Annotated in this window: 15 protein-coding genes; 11 read left to right on the forward strand and 4 right to left on the reverse strand. The window is 39.4% G+C overall.

Translation table 11 applies throughout. The annotated features are described in order from the left end of the window. Positions 1-6 precede the first annotated feature (6 nt). Positions 7-522, forward strand: a complete 516-nt coding sequence (locus I6F54_RS11615) for a DUF2937 family protein (RefSeq protein WP_024594382.1) — start codon at positions 7-9, stop codon at positions 520-522. Here the strand turns inward: I6F54_RS11615 and I6F54_RS11620 are convergent. Then, positions 502-1,389: a LysR family transcriptional regulator gene (locus I6F54_RS11620; RefSeq protein WP_007585683.1), complete on the reverse strand. Its 888-nt coding sequence runs from the start codon at positions 1,387-1,389 to the stop codon at positions 502-504. The genes I6F54_RS11615 and I6F54_RS11620 overlap by 21 nt on opposite strands. Positions 1,390-1,511: 122 nt before the next feature. Between I6F54_RS11620 and I6F54_RS11625 the strand changes: the two genes are divergently transcribed. The 8 genes from I6F54_RS11625 to I6F54_RS11660 all read left to right on the forward strand — a co-directional run bounded on the left by I6F54_RS11625 (position 1,512) and on the right by I6F54_RS11660 (position 10,437). Beyond that, entirely contained in the window at positions 1,512-2,162 is a 651-nt protein-coding gene (locus I6F54_RS11625; RefSeq protein WP_024594381.1) for a peroxiredoxin-like family protein, read from the forward strand. After that, positions 2,162-2,929: a haloacid dehalogenase type II gene (locus tag I6F54_RS11630; RefSeq protein ID WP_010554072.1), complete on the forward strand. Its 768-nt coding sequence runs from the start codon at positions 2,162-2,164 to the stop codon at positions 2,927-2,929. Before I6F54_RS11625 ends, I6F54_RS11630 begins: the two co-directional genes overlap by 1 nt. 241 nt (positions 2,930-3,170) lie before the next feature. Further along, entirely contained in the window at positions 3,171-3,779 is a 609-nt protein-coding gene (locus I6F54_RS11635) for a PilZ domain-containing protein (protein ID WP_197141457.1), read from the forward strand. 57 nt (positions 3,780-3,836) lie between these two features. Beyond that, positions 3,837-4,892, forward strand: a complete 1,056-nt coding sequence (locus tag I6F54_RS11640) for an agmatine deiminase family protein (protein ID WP_197141459.1) — start codon at positions 3,837-3,839, stop codon at positions 4,890-4,892. Next, complete coding sequence (locus tag I6F54_RS11645; protein WP_197141461.1) at positions 4,889-5,782, forward strand: carbon-nitrogen hydrolase; 894 nt, start codon at positions 4,889-4,891, stop codon at positions 5,780-5,782. Before I6F54_RS11640 ends, I6F54_RS11645 begins: the two co-directional genes overlap by 4 nt. Positions 5,783-5,853: 71 nt before the next feature. After that, positions 5,854-9,327 carry a transcription-repair coupling factor gene (gene mfd, locus I6F54_RS11650; RefSeq protein WP_197141463.1) on the forward strand — a complete coding sequence of 1,158 codons (3,474 nt, stop codon included), beginning with the start codon at positions 5,854-5,856 and terminating at the stop codon, positions 9,325-9,327. Next, positions 9,327-10,163: a peptidoglycan binding protein CsiV gene (locus tag I6F54_RS11655; protein WP_197141465.1), complete on the forward strand. Its 837-nt coding sequence runs from the start codon at positions 9,327-9,329 to the stop codon at positions 10,161-10,163. Before mfd ends, I6F54_RS11655 begins: the two co-directional genes overlap by 1 nt. A 19-nt stretch (positions 10,164-10,182) precedes the next feature. Further along, positions 10,183-10,437, forward strand: a complete 255-nt coding sequence (locus tag I6F54_RS11660; protein ID WP_007585664.1) for a hypothetical protein — start codon at positions 10,183-10,185, stop codon at positions 10,435-10,437. Between the two features lie 49 nt (positions 10,438-10,486). Here the strand turns inward: I6F54_RS11660 and I6F54_RS11665 are convergent, their stop codons facing one another. From I6F54_RS11665 to I6F54_RS11675, 3 genes are all read right to left on the reverse strand, one after another. Beyond that, complete coding sequence (locus tag I6F54_RS11665; protein ID WP_197141467.1) at positions 10,487-11,839, reverse strand: hypothetical protein; 1,353 nt, start codon at positions 11,837-11,839, stop codon at positions 10,487-10,489. Positions 11,840-11,946: 107 nt separating this feature from the next. Further along, positions 11,947-14,634 carry a TonB-dependent receptor gene (locus I6F54_RS11670; RefSeq protein ID WP_197141469.1) on the reverse strand — a complete coding sequence of 896 codons (2,688 nt, stop codon included), beginning with the start codon at positions 14,632-14,634 and terminating at the stop codon, positions 11,947-11,949. A gap of 615 nt (positions 14,635-15,249) precedes the next feature. Continuing rightward, positions 15,250-15,675 carry a hypothetical protein gene (locus I6F54_RS11675; protein WP_197141471.1) on the reverse strand — a complete coding sequence of 142 codons (426 nt, stop codon included), beginning with the start codon at positions 15,673-15,675 and terminating at the stop codon, positions 15,250-15,252. A gap of 339 nt (positions 15,676-16,014) precedes the next feature. Here I6F54_RS11675 and ccoN point away from each other — a divergent pair, with 339 nt between their 5' ends. After that, the gene (gene ccoN / locus I6F54_RS11680; protein ID WP_024594372.1) at positions 16,015-17,448 is read left to right on the forward strand and encodes a cytochrome-c oxidase, cbb3-type subunit I; all 1,434 of its coding nucleotides are present in this window, start codon (positions 16,015-16,017) and stop codon (positions 17,446-17,448) included. A 12-nt stretch (positions 17,449-17,460) separates the two neighbouring features. Then, complete coding sequence (gene ccoO, locus I6F54_RS11685) at positions 17,461-18,135, forward strand: cytochrome-c oxidase, cbb3-type subunit II (protein ID WP_010554062.1); 675 nt, start codon at positions 17,461-17,463, stop codon at positions 18,133-18,135. Position 18,136: the final 1 nt, after the last annotated feature.

Here is an 18,136-nt window from a genome sequence, read left to right on the forward strand (position 1 = left end):
AGATAAATGAGTAAATTTTTAGATTATATCCGACTTAGTTTCTTTGCATTCGGTTTACTACTTGGAGTGCAAATCCCTGCATTTATAAGCGATTTTGGCCAAGCATTATCAGCCCAATTAATTGAAGCTAATAGTGCCATTGCACCTTTTAAAAACGATGCAGCTAAGTATTTTAATAATGATTTAAATAAGCTAATTAAACACTATAAAAATATTGATGATGGGATTGTGAATAAAGGTGCAAGTAATATCAGTACACTTTACACACGACAACAAGACTTACAAATCGCTGTAAATAGGTTTGCGCAATCTCCATATATTTTTACTATGATCAGTGGCATGAGCGATGTAAAGCAACAAGTGTGGCAACGCTTTGAAGGTCAAATCATTTTAAAAAAAGACTCTATTATAGCCGCCATTGTTGCAGCTATTATAGTTGCCTTACTTGCCGAGCTTACTGGTTATTTGTTTTTAACTGGAGTAAAACGCTCATTTAAACGCTTATTCGCAGCTCAAAAATAGTGATTTCATAAAGTCATAAAATACATCGGTTTTGCGGGTAGTTAAGCTATTTTGCGGACGCAAAAACCAAACTGGTGCATCATCTTGTGCCATTACACCGGGCATAACTTCAACTAAAATGCCATTTTTAATATCTTCATGAATAGCTATCATTGATTTAATTGCAATGCCATGACCTGCAATGGCTGCTTGAGTCATATTGTCGGAATTAGAAATAGTAAAGCGTGTTCTTGCATTAAAAGTATGTGTTTTACCTTGTTCATCAAAAAGCTTTAATTGGCGCTGCCACGGCAGGCAAACCCAATAGTGTTCGCTCAATTGAGCTAAGCTTTTAGGCATGCCATATTTTTTTATGTAACTAGGAGCTGCGCAAAGTATACGTTTGTTGTTTACTATTTTCCGTGACAGTAAACCGGAATCATTTAATTGTCCTACACGAATTGCCACATCTTGTGCGTCATCAACCACATTTACAAAATGATCAGTAATTAAAAAATCAAGTTTTAGTTCAGGATAGGCCTGCTCTAACTCATTGAGTCTTGGCATTACGTATTTTGAAAAAATCCAAGGGGGCATAGTCACGCGTAATAAACCACTCACAGATGAACTACGCGCACCAATACTATGCTCAGCGTCGTGCAGCGCCTCCATTATAGCGCCAACTCGCGTATAAAATATTTCACCTGCGGGAGATAACCGTACTCGTCGGCTATCTCTAAAAACAAGTACTGTTGCAAGCTCACGTTCTAATTTACTTAAGCGATGGCTTACCGTTGCAGGCGATAAACGCTGCTCACGCGCAGCAGCAAGCACCCCTTTATTTTCAACTACTGCTATAAATGTTTCTAGGTCGCTTAAATTATACATAAAGATGCCATTGTGCACTTTTTAATGTTTAACATTTTCGAATGAAGCTTTCAGTTTTGCAATGTTTATTTAAATATGTAAAACACTATAATTGCAAATAGTCTAATTATTGAGGTTCAATCATGAGTTTAAAAGCGCAAATAGATGCCTATAACGTACAAAAAGATGCCAAGTTACCGGCTGACGTTTTAGCATTAATGAACACTACAAACGAAGAGCTTATTGCACAGCATATTAAAGACAATGCGTTGCAAATTGGTCAAAAAGTAGAAAACTTCAGCCTAGCCAATCATAAAGGCGAAAAGATTGAGCTTGCGGATTTATTAAAAAAAGGCCCGGTAATTATTAGCTTTTATCGTGGTGGCTGGTGCCCATATTGTAATTTAGAGCTAAAAGCACTTAATGACTACTTACCGCAATTTAAAACTCAAAATGCTCAGTTAGTCGCAATATCACCACAACTGCCTGATGAAACTCTCTCAACTGCACAAAAAAACGACCTTGAGTTTGATGTGCTTTCAGATGTTAGTAATAAAGTAGCTGAGCAATTTGGTTTATTGTTTACACTCGATGAGCGTATTCAAGCGTTATACACACAATTTGGTATTGATTTTGAACACTACTACGGCGATAAAAGCTTTAAATTGCCGCTACCGGCTACTTATGTGATAAACCAAGAAGGTATTATTACATACGCATTTTTAAACGAAGACTACACCCTACGCGCAGAACCTACTGATGTTATGGCAGCACTTGAATCGGAGAATAACTAATGTCTATTTTAAAATCGTTAAAAACACTTACTCTTTCACTACTTGTTGGCACAAGCCTTGTGTCAGGTTATGCAGTCGCTGATGAACCAAAAGAACAAACAAAGCCCAAAGTGCTTATTTTTGATGTAAACGAAACCCTACTTGATTTAACGTCAATGCGTACCTCTATTGGTAAAGCACTAGGCGGGCGTGAAGATTTATTACCACTGTGGTTTTCGACTATGCTGCACCATTCATTAGTAGATACAGTAAGCGGTAGTTATCACGACTTTGGGCAAATCGGGGTGGCGTCACTCCTTATGGTTGCTCAAAACAACAATATTGATATTACTAGTGAACAAGCTAAAACAGCTATTGTTACGCCTCTTTTAACGCTTCCTCCACACAGCGATGTTAAAGAAGGACTGGCAAAACTTAGAGCACAGGGCTATAAATTAGTAAGCCTTACAAATTCTTCAAACAAAGGTGTAAAGGCACAGTTTGAAAGCGCTGGTTTAATGTCTTACTTTGATGCACGTTACAGCATTGAAGATATTAAAATTTACAAACCAGACTTACGTGCTTATGAATGGGTACTTAAAAAGCTAAATGTAGCACCAAATGAAGCAATGATGGTTGCAGCCCATGGCTGGGATGTTGCTGGCGCAAAAGAAGCGGGCTTACAAACCACTTTCATTGCACGCCCAGGTAAAGCACTTTACCCATTAGCTAAAAAGCCAGATCACGTTGTGAAAGATTTACATGAATTAGCCGCTCTACTTAAATAAGTATGCGCTGATGAATCAATACCCAAGCGGCCAATGTTAGGATGACATTGGCCGCTTTTTTATACCTAACCCTAATAATTTAGAATTTTAGTGTGTTTATTTTCATAATTAGTATCTGGCAGATTCAAGTCTTAAAAAATTGAATGTAAACAAAGCATTTAGCCCGCTATGAGTTACTTTATCTGCTAGCAATTTAGTACTCACAACGCTACTATTAAATAAATACGTGGTGGAGAACATAATGAATAGTGAAAGATTAGGTGAGTTTGAGCAGTACTTTCAAATTAATGAAAGTATAAGAGTGAATTTATTCGCCGTATCGAACGAACAAGTTCCTAAATCGCAGCTTGAGCTTGAAGACGATATCCCCCCACTATTTAGATTAGCTAATGAAGTGAGTGAGCTTGAGCAAAGCTCGTTACGCCCACTGCGTAACTTAGGCGATATAGCACAAGAGCTAGCTACATTTTTACAAGCGCAGTCACGTAAAATAGATTTAATAATGAGCCATATTTTGGCCTCAGAACAAGCGCAAGATAATGCAATCCAATGTGATAGTTACGGCGGCGGTGGTATTCGCTTTACTTCTCCTGAAGTACACTCAATTGGCCAATCATTCAGAACTAAGCTATTTTTGCACCACGAAGCCTCTGCGGTTTATTGTTACACCGAAGTTGTGGCAGTAGAAAAACAAGATAGCGAACATTATCAATACACCCTGCTTTTCACCGCTATTAGAACCACTGACCAAGAACTAATTGTTAGAGCGAGTTTACATGCTCAAACCCGCCAACTTAAAAAACGTCAAGAATTAGAACTAGCCCAAGATGATTCAAACAACGATAATTAGCTGACATCTTTTTGTAAAATGCTAAACTAGTGTCATCTTAATTAGTATATAAAATTCATGAACTTTAGACTTTTACCAGAATGGGCCGAGCTAGACGCTGTTATGCTTACGTGGCCTCACAAAGACACCGATTGGGCTGATAATTTAGCACGTGTAGAACCTGTATATGTTGAGCTTGCTAAACATATAACAACGCAGCAAAAGCTTGTTATTGTGGCGCATAACAGTGACTTAAAAATGCATATTACAGCATTACTAAATAGCGCTAACATCTCTCTTAATCGTGTTCATTTTGTAGTAACGCCTACTAACGATACGTGGGCACGCGATCATGGTCCGCTTACTTGCGCCGCCATTGACTCACCAGAGCAATTAAAAATCTATGATTTTACTTTTAATGGTTGGGGCAACAAGTTTGAAAGTGCATTAGACAATCAAATTAATCGTACTTTGGTAAAAAAGCTAAGTAGCACAAACAACCAATATCAAGCGCTCGATATGGTACTTGAAGGTGGCGGTATTGAAATAAACGAGCATGGTGTGTTGCTAACAACCAGCGAATGTTTGCTTAACAAAAACCGTAACCCAGATTTAAACCCAAATGATATTGAAGCACTTTTAAAAGAGCACTTGGGCGCAACGAGCTTTTTATGGGTTGACCATGGTTATTTAGCGGGTGATGACACCGACAGCCATATTGATACCTTGGTGCGCTTTGCTCCAAATAATACCCTTGTATATGTGCAGTGTGACGATAAAACTGATGAGCACTACAGCGCACTTGATGCAATGGAAAAACAACTAAGAACCTTTAAAACTGCCGATAACACCCCATATAACTTAATTGAGTTACCGTGGCCAAAAGCCGCGTATGACGATGAGCAAACACGCTTACCGGCTACCTACGCTAACTACTTAATTATTAATAATGCGGTGCTTGTGCCAACGTATAATGATGCCAATGATGAACATGCGCTTGCACAAGTTCAAAAAGCATACCCACAACACACTATTATTGGCGTTAATTGCCAACCAATAATTGAACAATTTGGCAGCCTGCACTGTATTACAATGCAATTACCTCGTGGATTTTTAGCTGGAGCAACACAATGACAAGCCCTGCAAAATTAACCGTTGCGTTAGTGCAACAAAGCAACAGCGATAGTGCTGAACAAAATATGGCAAAATCAATCAATGCCATTCGTGAAGCCGCTCAAAAAGGTGCAAAACTGGTTGTACTTCAAGAGCTACACCGAAGCCTCTATTTTTGCCAAACCGAAAATGTTGACGTATTTGATTTAGCCGAAACCATTCCAGGCCCTAGTAGTAATGCCTTAGGTGAGCTTGCTAAAGAGCTAAGCATTGTAATTGTGGCCTCTTTATTTGAAAAACGCGCAACGGGTCTTTATCACAACACCGCAGTTGTATTAGAGCAAGACGGTAGCATTGCCGGTAAATACCGTAAAATGCATATTCCTGATGATCCTGGCTTTTACGAAAAATTTTACTTTACCCCGGGTGATATCGGGTTTGAGCCGATTCAAACCTCGGTAGGTAAACTAGGCGTGCTAGTATGTTGGGATCAATGGTTTCCTGAAGCAGCGCGTTTAATGGCAATGGCAGGCGCTGAGGTATTAATTTACCCTACTGCTATTGGTTGGGATATAAATGACGACGTTGCTGAGCAAGCTCGTCAAAAAGATGCGTGGGTTATTTCCCAGCGTGCTCACGCTGTTGCCAATGGTGTGCCGGTAATTAGTTGTAATCGCGTAGGCCATGAAAGTGACCCAAGTGGACAAAGCGATGGTATTGCGTTTTGGGGTAATTCGTTCATTGCAGGCCCACAAGGCGAGTTACTAGCCGAGGCTAATAATACTGATGAGCAAATTTTAGTGGTAGAAATTGATCAAAAACGCTCAGAAAACGTAAGACGTATCTGGCCGTTCCTACGTGATCGACGAATTGATCACTACAAAGACCTAACAAAAATATATCGAGACTAAGTAACCTGAACTCTGGGTCACAAATATAATGGCTCTTACTTGCTAAGAGCCAACTATAAATGGAGTAATAAATGGCGTTTGAGCAATGGGCAGCCTTGCCTTGGGTAAAATCTCAAAAAGATAAAATTCAATGGGGCCAGCTAAGCGGAAGTGGTTTAAGTATTGCCATTGCTGAAGGCGTTAAACAACAAGACAACTTAGTCTTGATTGTTACGCCTGATACACCAAGCGCACTACGCCTTGAAACAGAATTAGAATATTTATTACCCGATAACCCAGTAATGGTATTTCCTGATTGGGAAACTCTGCCATACGATCACTTTTCTCCCCATCAAGATATTATTTCAGCCCGTTTAGCCACTTTAAACACCTTAAAAAAAGAACAACAAAGTGTGTTAATTGTGCCTGTATCTACCTTAATGTTGCGCACAGCCCCAGCCTCGTTTATTTATGGTTCAACAATAAACTTTAAAGTAGGCGACAAGCTAGACACACATAACTTTCGTGACAATTTAGAGCAAGCTGGTTATTTAAATGTTCAACAAGTAATGGAGCACGGCGAATACGCTATACGCGGCTCAATCGTTGATTTATACCCTATGGGTAGTCCGCATCCATTTAGACTCGACTTTTTTGATGACGAGCTCGACACTATTCGCTTATTTGATGTAGAAACGCAGCGTTCTGATGAAAAAGTAGATAAAATTGAGCTACTTCCAGCACACGAATTTCCTACTAACGACGCTGATATTGAGCGTTTTAGAATAAGCTACCGTGAAAAGTTTGGTGCAAGCTCGCAGCAAGACTCTGTATACATGCAAGTAAGTAAAGGTAACTGGCCTGCAGGTATTGAATACTACATGCCGTTGTTTTTTGAAAAGCTAGCGACTATTTTTGACTACTTGCCAGATACAACAACCGTTATGCAACTAGGAGATTTAGAGCATGCGGCAGATAACTTTTGGCATGATGTAAATGTACGCTATGAAAACCGCAGAGTTGACCCACTTCGTCCATTACTTGAACCCAATGCGCTTTATCAGCCTATTGAAGAGCTGTTTTCTAATTTAGGCAACTTTGCACGTATTCGTTTATCTCTTGCAAAGCTTGGTACTAAAGCGGGCAATAAAAACTTAAGCGTTAGCGAGCTGCCTGCTATTCGAATTGATCATAAGCAGCATGAACCTTATGGCGCGTTTATAAATTATGTAGCAGAACAAAAAAAGAAAAAAGGCCGCATATTACTCAGTGTTGAATCGGATGGTCGTCGCGAATCATTACTGAGCATTTTAAAACCAAGCGGTTTAAAATTTAAAGAATTTGAAACACTTGAGCAATTTACAAAAAGCGCAAGTGACGTAGGTTTAATAGTAAGCCCGCTTGAGCAAAGTGTTGTACTGGGTACTAAACCCAGCCTTTCTATTATTACCGAGCAAGAACTGCTAGGTATTAAAGTCTCTCAGCGCAGACGCCGCAAGCACAAGTACGAAGCGAGCCAAGATGCGCTCATTCGTAATTTAGCTGAGCTTAAGGAGGGTCAGCCTGTTGTGCATCTCGATCATGGTGTTGGCCGTTATCAGGGTTTGCAAACAATTGATGCTGCAGGTGTAGTTACTGAATTTGTAACGATTACTTACGCAAGTGAAGCTAAATTGTACGTGCCAGTATCTGCATTACATATGCTTAGTCGTTACTCGGGTGGTGAAGAAGCCAGTGCCCCGCTGCATAAGCTTGGTTCAGATGCATGGGAAAAAGCTAAAAAACGAGCGGCTGAAAAAGTCCGCGATGTTGCCGCCGAATTACTTGATATTTATGCACAACGCCAAGCAAAACCAGGTAATAAATTTACGTTAGACGCACCAGCATATCGCCAATTTAGCGATAGCTTCCCATTTGAGGAAACTGACGATCAGCGAAGCGCCATAGAAGCAGTGTTAGGTGATATGCAATCAAAGCAAGCGATGGATCGCTTAGTGTGTGGTGACGTAGGCTTTGGTAAAACGGAAGTGGCCATGCGCGCTGCTTTTGTAGCGGTTAACGATGATAAACAAGTGGCAATTTTAGTGCCTACCACTTTGCTGGCTCAACAACACTTTGAAAACTTTAAAGACCGTTTTGCTGATTTTCCCATTGAAGTTGGTGTACTTTCGCGTTTTAACTCAACTAAAGAGCAAAAAGACACGCTTGAGAAAATGGCCAACGGTAAGCTCGATATTGTTATTGGTACACATAAACTTATTCAGCAAGACATTAAGTTTAACGACTTAGGTTTACTCATTGTTGATGAAGAACATCGCTTTGGTGTACGCCAAAAAGAGAAAATTAAAGCACTACGTGCCGATGTAGACATACTTACACTCACTGCAACGCCAATACCGCGTACACTTAATATGGCTATGAGTGGCATGCGTGATTTATCAATTATCGCGACCCCGCCTGCTAAACGTTTAGCGGTTAAAACCTTTGTACGCCAACGCGATGTAGAACTAATACGCGAAGCGGTACTGCGTGAAATTAAACGCGGTGGCCAAGTTTACTTTTTACATAACAATGTAGAAACTATTGAGCGTGTTGCACAAGAGATCAGTGAATGGGTGCCTGAAGCAAGCGTCACCTCAGCTCACGGTCAAATGCGCGAGCAAGAACTTGAGCAAATAATGACTGACTTCTATCATCAAAAATACAACGTGTTGGTATGTACCACGATTATAGAAACCGGTATCGATGTACCTACAGCCAACACAATTATTATGGATAGAGCAGATAAACTCGGCCTTGCACAGTTACACCAATTACGTGGGCGAGTTGGCCGAAGCCATCATCAAGCGTATGCCTATTTACTCACAGGTGACCCAAAAGCCCTTTCTAAAGATGCGAGTAAACGCTTACAAGCGATCGAATCGTTAGAAGATTTAGGTGCAGGTTTTGCCCTAGCAACACACGATTTAGAAATTCGTGGTGCGGGTGAGTTACTTGGCGACGATCAATCAGGTCAAATGCAAACTATCGGTTTTAGCTTGTACATGGAAATGCTCGAGCAAGCTGTAAATGCGCTACGTGAAGGTAAAGAACCAACACTTGAAAACCTACTTAAAAAACAAACCGAAGTGGATTTAAAACTAGCTGCACTATTACCTGATGATTACATACACGATGTAAATGCACGCTTAGGCATGTACAAGCGCGTTGCAAGTTGTGCTAACCTTGATGATATGGATGAACTACAGGTCGAGTTGATAGACCGTTTTGGTTTGCTGCCTGATGCTGCTAAAAACTTATTTAGCCTGCAGCAACTTAAAATGCAAGCCAGTAATTTAGGCATTACAAAAATTGAAGCGAATCCTAAAGGCGGTTACTTTGAGTTTAGCCAAGATACTAAGGTTAACCCTAGCTTCATTATAGGTTTGATACAAAGTGCGCCTAAGGTGTACAAAATGGATGGCGCGAATAAACTGCGCTTTGCTATTAGTGAGGCTAATGCCCGCGAACGCTTAAAAATGGTCACTGCAATGATTGCAGATTTCGAAAAAAAGGTTAGCCATTAATGTTGCTAAAAAAATCGCTGGTTATTTTATGCTGCTTATTTAGTAGCACTGCATTTGCAGAGCGTTGGTTTGAGGTTGAGGTGCTGGTATTTAAACAGCGCCCTGCTCCGTATTTACAAGAAGACTTTACCCTTAAGCACAAAGCTATTGAGGATAAAAACTCTCTAGATTTAATGACGCCACTTTACACAGAGCAAGCTATGCAAGCCTGTATAGATGGCGATGAGCGTTTTCAAAAACGCTCTTTTACCGATTCATTAGTTAATTCAAACCCGCAATCGGGTGTATGCGGTGACAGTACAAACTACCTACAAAGCTACGATGAGCTACCTGTCACACCTCTAGCTCCCGCTAAAGATGATATGCAGCAAACTTATTTATTAGCGCCAGAACAACTGCAATTTAAAGCGCAGTACCAACAGCTAGATCGCAAAGGATTAACACCTATTCTACATACTGGTTGGCGCTTTGAAGGCGCAAGTAAATCGCGTGCACCAAGTATGCATTTAATAGCAGGTAAACACCTTAAAAGTGATTCTAACGTAACCCCTAGCTATTCAAATCCTGATTTTGTAAGTTTATTAAATTCACAACCTGAACTATTTAACGACCCAGACCAATCAAAAGCAGAGTGGGAACTAGACGGTTTATTTAAAATACACTTACGACATTATTTATACATTACAGCTAATTTTGATATTAGCCAAAAGCTAGAAAATGGCGATATAGAGTCAGCCCGTTTTTCTCAGTTTAGACGTGTAATAAGTGGTGAAGTACATTACTTTGACCACCCACGAATGGGCATGATCGTCCAAATCAGAAAATTCAAACATTAATACTAAGTAGGATATAACAATGAAAAAACTCCTTATCATCGCAGCTACACTAAGCCTTGCGGCTTGTTCTAAGGTAAGTCTTGAGAGTTACGAAAAAATCAAAGTAGGTATGGACAAGACTGAAGTTGAAACCATTTTGGGAAGTGCAGATAATTGTGTTGAAAAAACACTGCATACTAATTGTGTGTGGGGCGACGAAGCAAAAAATATCGAGATCACGCTAGTATCAAACAAAGTAACTTTATATAGTAAACATGGTTTAGCTAATAAATAAATTTAAAAAAGGGACTGATTTTATCAGTCCCTTTTTTAATTACTAAAATTCATTTTTTGGAGTAGATAAGCTCAATATTAACGATTTTACTGCGATTTAACGTTATTTTATAGCGTTGATAAAGTGTTCTATCTTCCTCAGTCAGCACAAGCACCATGTTAAGTTGGTAGCGCCGTTCAACCGCCTGTTTAGATATTTTATTACTGTCTAAATGATATAACTTCCCTTCACCACGTTTTAAATAACGCGCAAATGGCGCAAGACTAAACTGCAGAGTTTGTTGCAAAGTATCGTAACCGGGTAAAAACTCTTTTGCACTTACACGCGTTTCACTTGCAAAATGTAACCACTGCGCAGCTTGTTTATTTTGCTGTCGACGTTTTGAAAATATAGATTTTACTTCTTTAGGGATTTTTTTGAAGCGTATGTATTCAAGCCAAATTAGCTGACTCGCTACTTTGTCTTTGGTAATACTATTTTTAAAACTAAATCGCCACTTGGGTCGCCCTTGTACAATAGCTCGCCAGATCATACGTGTAATATCTTCTTTAAATATTTCTCGTAGGCCGTAAATAACCCCTAATATTAAAATAAGCGTCGCGGTGACTTCAGTAAACGTTGAGCGAGCATTAAGTATTACAACCATCACAAATGCCATTATAACGGCCGTTACCGTGCCCTTAACTAATCGTTTAAGGTAGCTATTAAGAAACCGCGTTTGGCGTTGTAATATAACGCCATGCTCAATTAAGCGTTGTAGCAAGCGCATTTTATTTGTTATTCGATTAGCGTCTTGCATGGTGGTTTCAGAATTATAGTTTTTGTCGGCCCGGTACGCATTTTCGTTTTTACAAAACTGCATTAAATCGTTACGTTCTTTTGCATAATCGCTACTACGGGGGCCTTCATCTAAAAGCTTTAAAAAAGATTGCTCAACATGCCAACTTAAATAGTTATCAGCATTGGTAAAAAATGGCAGTAGTTTTTCGTCATCTGGCGTATAGCGGCGCAGCTTTTTTAAAAGTCCTTCACTTTGTTCGTATACTTCATTAGCACGTTTGTAAAAGTCTTCGGCTTCGTCAATTTTTAACGCGTCTTTTATATCGGCATCAAGGGCTAAACGTACTTGATAACAAAATAAGTTAAGATTTTGACGATAATCTTGTTGTTCACCTTTATTTTTACTCACAAAGCGGCTTCGCACTAAAGGCAGGTGTATATTATTCGCGTTATACGCTAAATGCGATTTAAAGTGGTTATTAAAATATGATTCTTCGGTAAGCGTTTGCGGATTAATCCCCATTTCATTAGGGATAGAAAAATACAGATCTATGCGCTGCTCAGAACGAGGAGTTAGTTCTGGTTCAATGACAAAAGATAAGTTTTCATCTTGTTTTAACAATCAGTTCTCCTTCTAAAATATCGTTTTAGTGTACTTGTCTCCTTTGTTTTGTTCAATAAAAAAGGCCCAGTAAATACTGAGCCTTAATACGGTTAATGTGCTAGATATTATAGTTTAATATTGATACCAGCAAATAAACGACGACCTAATGTGTCGTAAGTGTACGGGTCAGTGTTTGAATCATTATTACCTGAGTAGTACGGTGGCTCTTTATCAAACATGTTATTAACGCCTGCAGAAACAGTTAACACGTCATTGATCATGTAAGAAGCACTAATATCGTGATATACAATTGAAGGTGTTTCAGGAGCTAAACAGGTATCATCGCCGATACATGCAAAGCTGTCCATTCCAGCAATATAACGCGCTTCATATGTAGCATCCCAGTTGTCACCTTTAACGTTTAAGTTAAAGTTAGATTTAATATCTGCGTAACCGCCAGCACCACCAGTGATAAAGCCTGAGTAATCTACTACTGCGCCTGTATCAACAACATACTCATCTAAATAAGTTGTATCTAAGCCTGTTTTCCAGCTTAAACCTAATGCATCAAACGCATAAGTAAGGTTTAAATCGATGCCAGACGTTTTCTCAGAACCAATATTACGTAATTGGTTATTGAAAACAATACGGCCATCAGCTTGGAACACAGCAGAAGTACTTGTACAAATTGCATTAGTACTGCTGTTTGCATTACCGATACATTGGTCAACAACATATTGGTTATTGTAAGTAGAAATAGCGTTTTCGATTTCAATGTCGTAGTAATCTACAGTCATTGAGAAGCCATCCAACCATTCTGGCTCGTAAACAACACCAACAGTAAGCGTATCTGCTTCTTCTGGAGTTAAGTTGATGTTGCCACCGACTGTTACTTCAGCTTGGCTATCTGCGCCTGGGTAGCTAACTTGCTCGTAAGATGGAGCGTTACCAGAGTAAAGCTCATCAACTGTAGGAGCACGGAATGCTGTTGAACGAACACCACGTAGCATTAGTTCGTCATTTACACGCCATGTTAAACCTAGCTTCCAAGTTTCGTCTGAACCAAACGTGCTGTAATCAAATGCACGAATAGCTGCACTAAGCTCAACTGCGTCAGCAAAAGGTGCATCAGCAAGTAGTGGAATTGCAAATTCAACGTAGGCTTCGTTTACATCAAATCCACCGCTAGTTGCATCAACACGAGGATCATTACCTAAGCCTTGTGCAGAAATTGAGTCAGGTGTATAAAACGCTTTTTCTTGACGGCGCTCAACGCCTGCAGCAAACGCTGCATAACCTGCTGGCATTTCAAACATTTCACCTGAAAGTGATGCTGCCAAAATGAATAACTGACTCCCACCTGAGTTTTGCTCTGTGTAAATGTAGTCTTGTACATTAGATAAAGCCCAATCAGCTTCATTTAATGGATTAAATGTACCTGCTGAAATTGCAGTATTAATAGCAGAAACATTATGTAGGTTACTTAATTTATCTACTGAATCATTACGACCAAAGTTAGCAGAGAAATCCCAAGAGTAATCACTGATCACACCTTCAGCACCAACAACAATACGTACTGTATCTACTGTTTGAGATAAACCACGTGCACCACTTTCAGTCATACGGCGACGGTAGCTAATATTGTCATTGTAAGCGTAGTTAGTTGGTGTTGTTACAAAATTACCATTAGCATCTTCTACAAATGCACCATTAGCAACTTGACGTTTATCATACGTTTGGCCTAATAAACTATTACCCATACTTTCGTTATAATTAAAACCAAAATTAATAGGCTGTGGAGCTAATTGCTGTTCTGACCAACGTTTAGTGTAAGTAAACTCACTGAAAAAGCTAGTATCGTCGCTTAACTCATAAGTCCCCATACCAGTAAGGTTTAAACGTTCCATTGGCGTGTATAAGTAGCTTTGCTCTGCGTAGTTGTAAGCATCTGCTGCATCAGTAAAACGATGTAAACTACCACCACGGTTGCTTAAACCGCTGTCGTTTGCTAAACCTTTTTGCTCTACTTCGCCTTCACTATTAGTAATACCTGTAGTGTTTACGTTATAGATATGGCCGCCTTCACTAAATGATGAACCACCACAGAAAAGACCGTTTTCACCTTCAAATAAAGGACAGTTAGCAAAACCACGATCGCCTTGGCTAGCTTCTCCACGATTCGTGTACTGAGCGCCAAATACAATATTACCTTTATCGAATGAAGTACCAACTGTAAAGTCGATAGATGTTTCAGATGCATCGTGCTTTGATGTCATTGCTGAGTTAACGTTTAAATCTAAGCCTTCAAAATCATTTTTTAGAATGATATTCACAACACCAGCAACAGCATCAGTACCATAAACAGCAGATGCGCCATCTTTAAGTACTTCTATCTGCTTGATCATAGAAACTGGGATAGTGTTTAAATCAACTGTAGAAGCTGCGCCAGTACCTGAGTTGATCATACGACGGCCGTTTACAAGTACTAATGTACGTTGTGAACCTAAACCACGTAGATCTATTGATGCACCACCGCCAGAACCATTGTTAACGCCTGGATTAGTCATTGCGCCGCCAGTAGCGGTCATTTGCTGAAGAACACTATCAACCGATGTAGCGCCAGAAGCTCTGATCTCATCTGCACCAATTAGTGTAACTGGGCTAGCGGTTTCCATGTCAGAACGCTTAATACGAGAACCCGTCACTTGAATTTTTTCGATTGATTTTACTGCTTCGTCAGCCGCTAAAACTTGCACACTTGAAAACATTGGTATCGCTGTAATTACAGCTAAGCCAAGAGTTGATTTTTTCATGAAAGAACCCTACTTGTTGAAAATTTACCTTTATTGGTAATGCTCACTTGTTATAAGAATAGTGAGTCAGACGGGCAACTTAGGCGCTTTTAACTGAACGAAAACTTAACGCCAGTGCGTTTTTTATCAGCCAACAAAATAGAACAACTCTTTTGGGGACATACGTTACAACTTGTTTCATTGTTAACGAATAAATACATTTAAATATCAATAGTATAAATAATTTAAGATACTTAAATAACACAGTTGAAACCAAACTGGTTAACTTTGTAATTCAATGTAACTAATCGAATCATGTACCAAATTCAGATAAATTAACAAGTTAATCACAGCAAATTATTAAAACCGCAAAACTAAATGTTAATTACTAACCGAATTTACCCATGTTTGGTGCTTAAATAGCTTTATTTGACTACTTTGCGGTTTTTTTGATTAGACTTTTTGTTCAGCCACAATTAAAACTGTGTCTTTATTGAATTAGTTTCATATTATAAAAACTTAATTGGCTACTTGATTCAAATAGCAGTTTTAGTGATCTTCTCGCTTGAATAATCGTATGGATAACAATGCAAATTGCTAATGGTAAATGGATTGCATGAAAGTTAGGTATTGAGCCTAATACGTTACATAAAAGGAGTAATTTAGTGTTTGTATTAAAGAGGTTGTATTATCTTTGACTGTTAGCTCTAAATTCCAGAGCATATTTTGCTCAGAACAAATGCCAACCATGGTATTACTCTGCCACAGGCCATCATGTTTTTTAAATTGCTGAGGAATGTAACCCATATACATAGTAATGCCTTTAAGCTTGGCACCTTCAATTGTAAGGTTTGTTGGCAAATCACTAAAAATAGTAAATGGAGTTTCGGGAGAAAGGGTTTTCTCGCTTAACCATACTTTAACATCATTTGAAAAAGTACAAGGCTCATTGGCTTCGCATTGGGCGTTTTTAAGAAATTTTTCATCTGTATTTTTAGAAAAATCACACGCTGTTAATAAAAAAAACACCGCCGTAAATAAACTTAACCTGTATATAAGCATAACAATTTCGCACTAAAGAAAAGCAAATACTAATAATCACGACTATAAATAACAAGTGCGAGTGTTACTATTAGGCCAAATTAGGCACAAACTGTATCAAAAAATAAACAACAAGCTCACAAAATTTGATTGATGTCATAATTTTATGTAATTGACCTATCTTTTTTAGGCCAAAAAATTTATCATTTCACCCGCAAAAAATAAGGGTTTCTCAAGTTTTTTTTCTGAAGCTTTCATGTATTGAAAGTTTTAGATAACACGCTTGAGAAAATAGTAGGCCCCACTTTTAAAGGTGGGTAATTCATTTCTAAACGCATTTATTGCAGCGGAAGCCAGAAAATGAGCCAAACAGTAGCATCACAAACTGAGTATAACTATAAGGTTGTACGCCAATTCGCTATTATGACAGTGATTTGGGGCATCGTTGGCATGAGTATTGGGGTTCTGATTGCTGCCCAATTAGCTTGGCCAGCACTTAACTTTGATACACCATGGTTAACTTACTCTCGACTACGTCCGTTACACACGAACGCAGTAATTTTCGCATTTGGTACCAGTGCACTTTTTGCGACGTCTTATTACGTCGTACAACGTACTTGTCAAACGCGTCTTTTCTCAGACAAACTCGCCGCCTTTTCTTTTTGGGGCTGGCAGCTAGTTATTGTATTAGCAGTAATAACGCTACCGTTAGGTATTACTAGCTCAAAAGAATATGCAGAACTTGAATGGCCAATCGATATTTTAATCGCTGTGGTTTGGATTGTTTACGCTGTTGTATTTTTTGGTACTTTAATTAAGCGTAAAGTGTCGCACATCTATGTTGCTAACTGGTTCTATGCTGGCTTTATTATTACTGTTGCAGTGCTACACATTGTAAACAGCATGGCAGTGCCTGTGTCGTTAACTAAATCATATTCAATCTATGCAGGTGCCGTAGATGCTATGGTTCAGTGGTGGTACGGTCATAACGCTGTAGGTTTCCTACTTACTGCTGGTTTCTTGGGTATGATGTATTACTTTGTACCTAAACAAGCAGGTCGTCCAGTGTACTCATACCGTTTATCGGTAGTTCACTTTTGGGCTCTAATTTCATTATATATCTGGGCTGGTCCTCATCACCTTCACTACACAGCGCTTCCTGATTGGACGCAAAGTTTAGGTATGGTTATGTCTATTATCCTATTCGTACCGTCTTGGGGTGGTATGATCAACGGTATTATGACGCTATCTGGCGCGTGGCATAAACTACGAACCGACCCAGTACTGCGTTTCTTAGTTGTTTCATTGTCTTTCTACGGTATGTCTACGTTTGAAGGTCCAATGATGGCAATTAAATCTGTAAATGCGTTATCTCACTACACAGATTGGACAATCGGCCACGTACACTCAGGTGCGCTAGGTTGGGTTGCTATGATTTCAATTGGTGCTATTTATCACTTGATCCCTGCATTATTCGCGCAAGGTCGTATGTATAGCGTTAAATTGGTTAATACCCACTTCTGGTTACACACTGTAGGTGTTGTTTTATACATCGTTGCAATGTGGATTTCAGGCGTAATGCAAGGTCTAATGTGGCGCGCAGTAAATGCTGACGGTACATTGATGTACAGCTTTGTGCAGTCTTTAGAAGCGTCGCATCCTTTCTATATCATGCGCTTTGTAGGCGGTGTATTCATCGTAACGGGTATGTTAGTTATGGCTTATAACGTTTACCGCACTATTTCAGCTGAGAAAGAATCTCTGAAACTAGACGCGCAAGCACAATTAGCATAACGGAGTGAGATGATGAGCAAAAAAAATTCACAAAACAAACATGAAATAGTAGAAAAGAACGTTGGCCTTATGGCTATTCTGACTGTTTTTGCTATTAGCTTTGGCGCGTTAGTTGAGATCACTCCGCTAATGTTTCAAGACGATACAACTAAACCAGTGGAGGGTTTACGCCCTCTTAACGCTTTAGAAATGGAAGGCCGTGATCTTTACGTGCGTGAAGGTTGTTCTAACTGTCACTCACAAATGATTCGTCCTTTTCGTGATGAAGTTGAGCGTTATGGTCACTACTCTGTAGCAGGCGAATCAGTATGGGATCATCCGTTTTTATGGGGTTCTAAACGTACTGGTCCTGACTTGGCTCGTGTTGGTAAGCGCTACTCGGACGATTGGCATTATGCTCACTTAGTTGATCCACGTGCTGTGGTTCCTGAGTCAAACATGCCAGGCTTTCCTTGGTTAGCAGAGAATACGGTTGATACAAGCCTTACTCTGAAAAAACTACAACTTTTCCGTGATACTTTTGCTATTAACCCAGAAAACCCAAAACATCCGGGTTTAGGTTATGGCGATGATGCAGAGCTTCAAGCAGATGTTGATAAAGTTAATGCTATGAATGATGGCAAAGGCGCAACAGAAATCCAAGCTCTCATCGCGTATTTACAGCAACTTGGTACCCACTTGAAGTAAA

The sequence above is a fragment of the Pseudoalteromonas sp. SWXJZ10B genome (assembly GCF_015864475.1).
GTDB classification, from domain to species: Bacteria; Pseudomonadota; Gammaproteobacteria; order Enterobacterales; family Alteromonadaceae; genus Pseudoalteromonas; species Pseudoalteromonas arctica.